A 7,036-nucleotide genomic window follows, 5' to 3' on the forward strand; every position below is an offset into this window, starting at 1 on the left:
TGCGCTTCACCGACCCGCGCGGCAAGATGCAGCATCTGACGATGGACGTCTCCCAGATGCACGAAGACGCCTGGGCCGAGGGCCTGATGTTCGACGGCTCCTCGATTGCCGGCTGGAAGGCCATCAACGAGTCCGACATGGTTCTCATGCCGGATCCCTCCTCCGCCCATCTCGACCCGTTCTATGCCCAGACCACGCTCGCCGTGTTCTGCGACATTCTCGAGCCCTCGACGGGCGAGGGCTATTCGCGTGACCCGCGCATGATCGCCAAGCGCACCGAGGCCTATCTCAAGTCGCTGGGCATCGGCGATACGGTGTTCGTCGGCCCCGAGGCCGAATTCTTCATCTTCGACGACGTGAAGTTCTCGTCGTCTCCCTACAACACCGGCTTCAAGCTGGACTCCGTCGAGCTTCCGATCAACTCGGACCGCGACTACGAGACCGGCAACATGGGCCACCGCATGCGCACCAAGGGCGGCTACTTCCCGGTCAACCCGATGGACTCGGCTCAGGACATGCGCTCCGAGATGCTGTCCACCATGGGCGAGATGGGACTCATCGTCGAAAAGCACCACCACGAGGTGGCCTCCGCCCAGCACGAGCTCGGCACGCGCTACCAGCCGCTGGTGATGGCCGCCGACCACATGCAGATCTACAAGTATGTGATCCACAACGTGGCCCACGCCTATGGCAAGACGGCCACCTTCATGCCGAAGCCCATCTTCGGCGACAACGGATCGGGCATGCACTGCCACTTCTCGATCTGGAAGGACGGCAAGACCCAGATGGCCGGCAACCAGTATGCCGACCTCTCGGAAACCTGCCTCTACTTCATCGGCGGCGTTATCAAGCACGCGAAGGCCTTGAACGCCTTCACCAACCCGTCGACCAACTCCTACAAGCGCCTGGTGCCGGGCTATGAAGCGCCTGTGCTTCTCGCCTACTCCTCGCGCAACCGCTCGGCCTCCTGCCGCATTCCCTTCACGGCGAACCCGAAGGCCAAGCGCGTCGAAGTCCGCTTCCCCGACCCGACCGCCAACCCCTATTTCTGCTTCTCGGCGATCATCATGGCGGGCCTCGACGGCATCGTGAACAAGATCCACCCCGGCCCCGCCATGGACAAGAACCTCTACGACCTGCCCCCGGCAGAACTCGCCCAGGTCCCCACCGTCTGCGGCTCGCTGCAGGAAGCGATCGACTCGCTCAAGGCCGACCACGAGTTCCTCCTCAAGGGCGGCGTCTTCTCCAAGGACCAGATCGAGAGCTATCTCGAGCTGAAGCAGGAAGAGCAGGACCGCTACCGGATGACCCCCCACCCGGTCGAGTTCGACATGTACTACAGCTGCTGATCCCCACCCTCGGGACGCGACAGCGAAAAGCCCCGGCAGAAATGCCGGGGCTTTTTTGTTGCGGCCGAACCGTCAAAAAATTGTCACGTCGAAACAGCAAGGAGAAATAATCAACCGAGGATTGATAAAGTGTCGAAGAAGACGCATTCGCTTCATTTCCGGATGTTCAAATATTCGGTCTATGCGCTTCTGACATTCAACATCCTGTTGTTCATGCTTCATGGCACTGTCTATGAGGCGCTGGACTCCTTGGGCTGGGTGATCCTTCTCGGCACCTTCGAATATGAAAGCACCTCGCTCGATGAGGTTTATGCCTCGAAATTCGAGAAATGGGGTCTTTTCGCCTTCCAGAGCCTCGGTTACGGCCTGGCGCTCTACGCCACATGGCAATATTTCACAGCCAGTGAATGGGTTGATCTGCTGAATGCAGTCACCTGGCTTCTGGTCTGCGCCGTGCTTGCCTATGACGTCTATTCACCGGGCGACTATGACGGTATGGAGTGGAAGATCCGCAACGGCATCAAGCTGTCGCTCTACAGCATTCTGCTCGGCGTTGCGCTGTGGTGGGGCTATGAAGGATTGCAGGATGGCGCCGGCCTCCTCGGACTTCTTGATTTCTACGATGCAGCGCTCTGGATCGCCTGCTTCGCGGTGATTGAGTTGAACGTCTTCGACTATGAGCGCCCGGAAGATCCGCTGATCGCCGGGGAGGTTTGAAACGGGCAGCGCCCCTGCTGCGCGTTCCGGCCCAGGTGGAACCAGCTGGTCGGAAGGAACTCGCGCAAGATCAATTGCTTGAGCATGATCTTGCTACAAAAGTGGTTTCCACTTTTGGCGATCATGCTCTAGACCCTCCTTCTCATGGCCACGTCCCGCGCGACTCACCCCCACACGCCCGCCGCCGACTTCCGGCTGGGTGTGCTGCTGGTCGCGGGCGCCGCCATCGCCTGGAGCTTCGGGGGCACCATCGCGCGCTATATCGAGGCGCCTGATGCCTGGACGGTCGTGTTCTGGCGCTCGCTCTTTGCCTCGACCTTCCTGCTGCTCTTCATGCTGTGGCGGGATGGCCCTGAGGCGACGGTGAAGATGTTCCGCGCCATGGGCTGGCCGGGGCTTGGGGTGGCGTGCTGCTTCGGCATCGCATCCTCCTCCTTCGTGGTGGCGCTGCAGCACACCACGGTGGCCAATATCCTGCTGATCCAGGCGGCGGCACCCCTGTTCGCGGCACTCCTTGCCTGGATGGTGTTCCGTGAGCGGGTGAACCTCGCCACATGGATCGCCATCGCGGCGGTGATCTGCGGCGTCGCCATCATGGTCTCAGCCTCATTCTCAGGCCAGGTTTCGCCCCTCGGCGACGGGCTGGCGCTTGTCATCACCGTGCTGTTCTCGGCGGCCATCGTCATCACCCGTCACCACCCGCAGGTGCGCATGACGCCTGCGGTCTGCCTTGGCACCGCCATGGCCTGTGCCGTGGCCTTCTTCCTGTCGGGGCCGCTGGCGGTCTCGATGCCGGATTTTTTCTGGCTTTTCCTGTTTGGCGCGGTGAACCTCGGCGCAGGGCTCGCCATGTTCGTGACGGGCGCGCGCCTCGTTCCGGCGGCGCTTGCGGCCCTCGTCAGCACACTGGAGCCGGTGCTGGGCCCGGTCTGGGTCTGGCTGTTCCACGGCGAGGTGCCGGGAACGCGCACGGTGATCGGCGGCGCCATCGTGTTCGTGGCGCTGCTGATCCACATCCTCAACGACTGGCGGCGGCAGCGGGAGCGAAAGCGTATCAGGCCCAGGGCCTGATGTGATTTCGGGGTTTCCAAAGCGCGGGCCCTCTGCCACTCTGGGGCTTCAAAACGGAGGCACTCCATGGATTTCGTCCACTTCCTGTCGAGCCACATGCTGGACCCTGCCATGGGCGGCAAGCGCCTGTACCGGAACGTCGTGGCCCAGGCCGTCCATGCGGAGGCGGTGGGCTACCGCGGCGTGGCGATCCCCGAGCATCACCTGCTCAACATCCTGCTGATCCCCGCGCCGTTGCAGATGGCGGTGAAGATCGCGGCGCACACCCGGCATATCAAGCTCATCACCTCGGTGTGCCAGCTGCCGATCCGCGATATGCGGATTTTCGCGGGCGAGGCCGTGCAGGCCCAGGCGCTGTGCGACGGGCGGCTGATGCTGGGCGTGGGCAAGGGCGCCTTCGGCTTCGAGACGGCGCGTTTCGGCGTTCCCATCGAGGACACCAAGCCGCAGTTCGAGGAAGACCTGAGGCTGCTCGAAGCGCTCCTCACCGAGGAGGAAGTCTCCTGGAACAGCCCGCGCTATAGTTTCGAGCCGCTCACCATCATGCCGCGCCCGGAGGACCCCATCCCGCTGATGGCCGCGGTGATGAACCCCGCCGGCATCGAGGCCGCCGCAAAGGCCGGCTATCATGTGCAGACGACGCCGCTCGGCGGCAGCCACCAGCAGTTGATCGATCAGGTCACGGCCTTCTCGCGCGGCAAGGCCGCGGCGGGCCGCCCGCTCGATACGCGCCTCTCGCTCCAGCGCGGCATGTTCCTTGCCGAGAGCGAGACCGAACGCCGCCACATCGCCGAGATGGCCTGGACCTATTACAAGAGCTTCGACAATGTCTTCGGCGGGCCTGGCATCGTCGACAGAGGCATCATCCGCCCGCTGCCGCGCGCCCAGACGGTTGAGGAGCTCGCCGCCAACCTTCTGCTCTGCGGCAGGGACGAGATGATCGAGCGGCTCTCGGTCTATGCCGAGCTCGGCATCGACGAGGTGCTCACCACCTCAAATTACGGCCAGGACGAGCAGTTGACGCGCGACATGATGAGCCGTTTCGCCGAAGATGTGATGCCGCATTTCCGCGAGCGCCGGAAAGCGGCCTGAGGTTTCAGCAGAAGGAAGGACGCACATGCCCATCATCCGGGTCGAAATGTTCAAGGGCCGCACGCCCGAGCAGAAGAAGGCAATCGCGCGCGAGCTGGTGGATGGCTTCATCCGCGGCGCAGGCGGCGGCAATCCGGCGTCCTTCAATGTGGTGTTCGTCGATGTCGAGAAGCATGACTGGGCCGTGGGCCATGACATGATGAGCGAGAAATACCCGGACAAGCCATGAATCCTATGCCGGTCAAATCCGCCTTTTCGGTCGAGGGCGAGGGCGAGCCCCTCTTCCTCATCCACGGCATCGGCGCCTCCCGCGCCTCCTTCGCGGGGCTGGTGCCGCACCTCAAGTCAGCCTACCGCTGCATCTCCTACGATCTCCGCGGCCACGGCGCATCGCCCGTGCCGAAGCCGCCCTACACGCTCGATGATCTCGTGGAAGACCTGGAAGCGCTGCGCAAGGAGCTCGGGATCGAACATGCGCATTTCGCCGGCCATTCGCTGGGCGGCATGATCGGCCCTGCCTATGCGCGGAAATATCCCCAGCACGTGCTCACCCTTGGCCTCTGGTCAACAGCCGCCTTCCGCACCGGGGACGACAGCGCCAAGGTCCGGGGCGTGGTTGCCGCCATGCGCACGAAGGGCATTCCGCAGGTGCTGGAAACGCTCAAGGACCGCTGGTTCACGCCCGAATTCGCCGAACGCAGCCCGGATGTCATCACCCGCCGCATGCAACAGGTGATCGACACCGATCCGGACGTCTTTCTCTCGGTCTTCGACATCTATGCCGAAACAGAGATGGCCCCCTGGCTGCACGAGGTGAAGCAACCCTGCCTCGTGCTGACGGGCGAGAACGATGGCGGCTGCAATCCCCGCCTCAACCGCCAGATCGCAGCCGCACTTCCCGATGCTGAGCTGGTGATTCTTCCCATCCTCCGCCACGCCATCCTGCTCGAGGCCGCCGGGCAGGTGGCGCCGCCAGTCCTCGACTTCCTGCAGCGGCACCGCGCATCCTGAACGGGCGGATTATTCAATTTTAACTTGAATCCAGTTTTGGAACATGGGAACACGCCACAATGCACGGTGGGCGGCAATTCCTCATTTTCCCAACGGGGCTCTGGCTCGCCAACGGGGCGCAGGCGCTTGGCGTAGCGGCGTGGATCGCACTCGATCCGCGCTTGTCGATGTCCGCTTCAGGTGTTGCACCGGTCCTTTTTGTGCTTTTGGCCTGCACTGGCCTCTGCGCGCTAATATGCTCTCTTGAGGTTGTACGCGGCGCTCCCTCCAAAACCATAGGCCGGCTCCGGGTGGCCGCGATGGGAACGGTCTTCATGGTCACGGCCTTTCTCGGGATTCGATTTTACAACCACCTCACGATGTCGCTAGCCCTTCCGCTAGCAGACGACGCGCTCGATGCCCTCGACAAGGCGCTGGGGCTCGACTGGTACGGCTACGCTATGTGGTTTGCCGGTTTCGAGCTATGGCATAACCTGATCCGGCTGCCCTATTCGCACACCACGAAATCGGTCGCCGTGATTTTTGTGCTCCTCGTGTTCTTCGGCGGGCGAGAAAAGGCAGTAGAGTTCGGCACGCTACTCTTCCTCGGTGCGCTGATCGCGGTGTCGGTGGCGGCTTTCTTTCCGGCCGAGGCAGCGATGGTGCGCTACATGGATGCAAAGATCCTCTCGATCTACGGAACCAACACGGGCGTTTATCATATGGACGCCCTCACCGCGCTCCGCGGTTCTGCTCCCGTCACCCTCGATTTCAGTGATCTGCCGGGTCTCGCCACATTCCCGTCCTTCCACACCATCACCGGCCTGCTGATCGTCTATGCCTGCCGGGGAGCTGCCATCCCACTGGCTCTGGCCTGCCTGTGGACAGGCGCTATGCTGCTCGGAACGCCAATTTATGGTGGCCATTATTTTGTGGATATCTTCGCGGGGGCGGCGGTCGCGGCAGCATTGATCGCGGCGTCCCGTTACCGGCGGCGCCAGCTCCGCGGGTCAGCTTTCGCATACCAGGAGCCGGGACGAGCGGTGCCCGGCTATGACGCGCGGCACTCCGCATAGGCGCGGCGGTAGATCCTCTGCCAGCGGTCGTTCGCCGCGGTGCCGGTCAGCACCGCACCACCAGCGCCCCCAATAAGTGCGCCTTTGCCCGCGCCCTCACGCCCGTCGATTGCCCCGCCCAGCAAGGCGCCGCCCACGGCCCCGATCACGGCACCCGCAACAACGTCGCTGGCGTTGGCATGTTGATCTGCCACTTCGCTGGCCCATTGCTTGCAATAGGCCTTGCTCTTGGCCTCGGCAGGCTCAGGGAAAGACGCCGCCAGGAAGGCGGCCACGGGAATGAACAGTGACTGGACGCGCGCCATGACACACCAACCGGATTCAATCTAGACCTGTCTAACGGGGGATTATGGCGTCAATTTGTGCAGTTTTTCTTTCCGGCAAGGATCAGCTTGCATGATGCGCCGCAGTTGCGTCATGTTTCCGTGGAGTCTTGCCTCAGCGGCCGGACATCACCGGCGTCAAGGAGACGGCACATGAATACGTTGACGCGGCTTCCGGCCATCGAGACGGCGTCGCTCCTGCTGCGCGAGATCGAGTTGCGGGATGCAGGACCTTTCAGCAACTTCATGATGCAGGACACCTACCAGCGCCATATCGCGATGCGCCTGGCAAGCGAGGCGGAGGTCAAGGCTTTCGTCAGACGCGCCGTGTCCCGCCAGGGCGAGGAGCGCCGCAGCGTGTTCCACCTCGCGGCCGAGGAGAAGCTCAGCGGCGAGGCGATTGGCGATGGCTTCCTGA

At 63.0% G+C, this 7,036-nt stretch carries 9 protein-coding genes; 8 read left to right on the forward strand and 1 reads right to left on the reverse strand.

The genetic code is table 11. The features are described 5' to 3' along the window. The 7 genes from glnA to ACILRA_RS17430 form a co-directional block, all read left to right on the forward strand. Positions 1–1,349: type I glutamate--ammonia ligase (gene glnA, locus ACILRA_RS17400; RefSeq protein WP_395663328.1), on the forward strand; the 1,349-nt coding region annotated here is incomplete at its 5' end. Positions 1,350–1,478: 129 nt separating this feature from the next. Beyond that, positions 1,479–2,066: a hypothetical protein gene (locus tag ACILRA_RS17405; RefSeq protein WP_395663329.1), complete on the forward strand. Its 588-nt coding sequence runs from the start codon at positions 1,479–1,481 to the stop codon at positions 2,064–2,066. A 144-nt stretch (positions 2,067–2,210) separates the two neighbouring features. After that, the gene (locus tag ACILRA_RS17410; protein ID WP_395663330.1) at positions 2,211–3,137 is read left to right on the forward strand and encodes a DMT family transporter; all 927 of its coding nucleotides are present in this window, start codon (positions 2,211–2,213) and stop codon (positions 3,135–3,137) included. A 66-nt stretch (positions 3,138–3,203) separates the two neighbouring features. Further along, entirely contained in the window at positions 3,204–4,229 is a 1,026-nt protein-coding gene (locus ACILRA_RS17415) for an LLM class flavin-dependent oxidoreductase (protein WP_395663331.1), read from the forward strand. 25 nt (positions 4,230–4,254) lie between these two features. After that, positions 4,255–4,458, forward strand: a complete 204-nt coding sequence (locus ACILRA_RS17420) for a 4-oxalocrotonate tautomerase family protein (protein WP_395663332.1) — start codon at positions 4,255–4,257, stop codon at positions 4,456–4,458. Further along, positions 4,455–5,240 (forward strand): alpha/beta fold hydrolase, encoded by a 786-nt coding sequence (locus ACILRA_RS17425; protein ID WP_395663333.1) that lies wholly within the window; start codon positions 4,455–4,457, stop codon positions 5,238–5,240. The genes ACILRA_RS17420 and ACILRA_RS17425 overlap by 4 nt, the downstream gene beginning before the upstream one ends. A 314-nt stretch (positions 5,241–5,554) precedes the next feature. Beyond that, positions 5,555–6,295, forward strand: a complete 741-nt coding sequence (locus tag ACILRA_RS17430; protein ID WP_395663334.1) for a phosphatase PAP2 family protein — start codon at positions 5,555–5,557, stop codon at positions 6,293–6,295. Here the strand turns inward: ACILRA_RS17430 and ACILRA_RS17435 are convergent. Continuing rightward, the gene (locus tag ACILRA_RS17435) at positions 6,271–6,600 is read right to left on the reverse strand and encodes a hypothetical protein (RefSeq protein WP_395663335.1); all 330 of its coding nucleotides are present in this window, start codon (positions 6,598–6,600) and stop codon (positions 6,271–6,273) included. The genes ACILRA_RS17430 and ACILRA_RS17435 overlap by 25 nt on opposite strands. Before the next feature lie 171 nt (positions 6,601–6,771). Between ACILRA_RS17435 and ACILRA_RS17440 the strand changes: the two genes are divergently transcribed. Next, positions 6,772–7,036, forward strand: a 265-nt coding sequence (locus ACILRA_RS17440) for a GNAT family N-acetyltransferase (protein WP_395663336.1), incomplete at its 3' end; no start/stop codon positions are given.

Origin of the sequence: Aestuariivirga sp., assembly GCF_044239095.1 — a bacterium.
Taxonomy (GTDB): domain Bacteria; phylum Pseudomonadota; class Alphaproteobacteria; order Rhizobiales; family Aestuariivirgaceae; genus Aestuariivirga.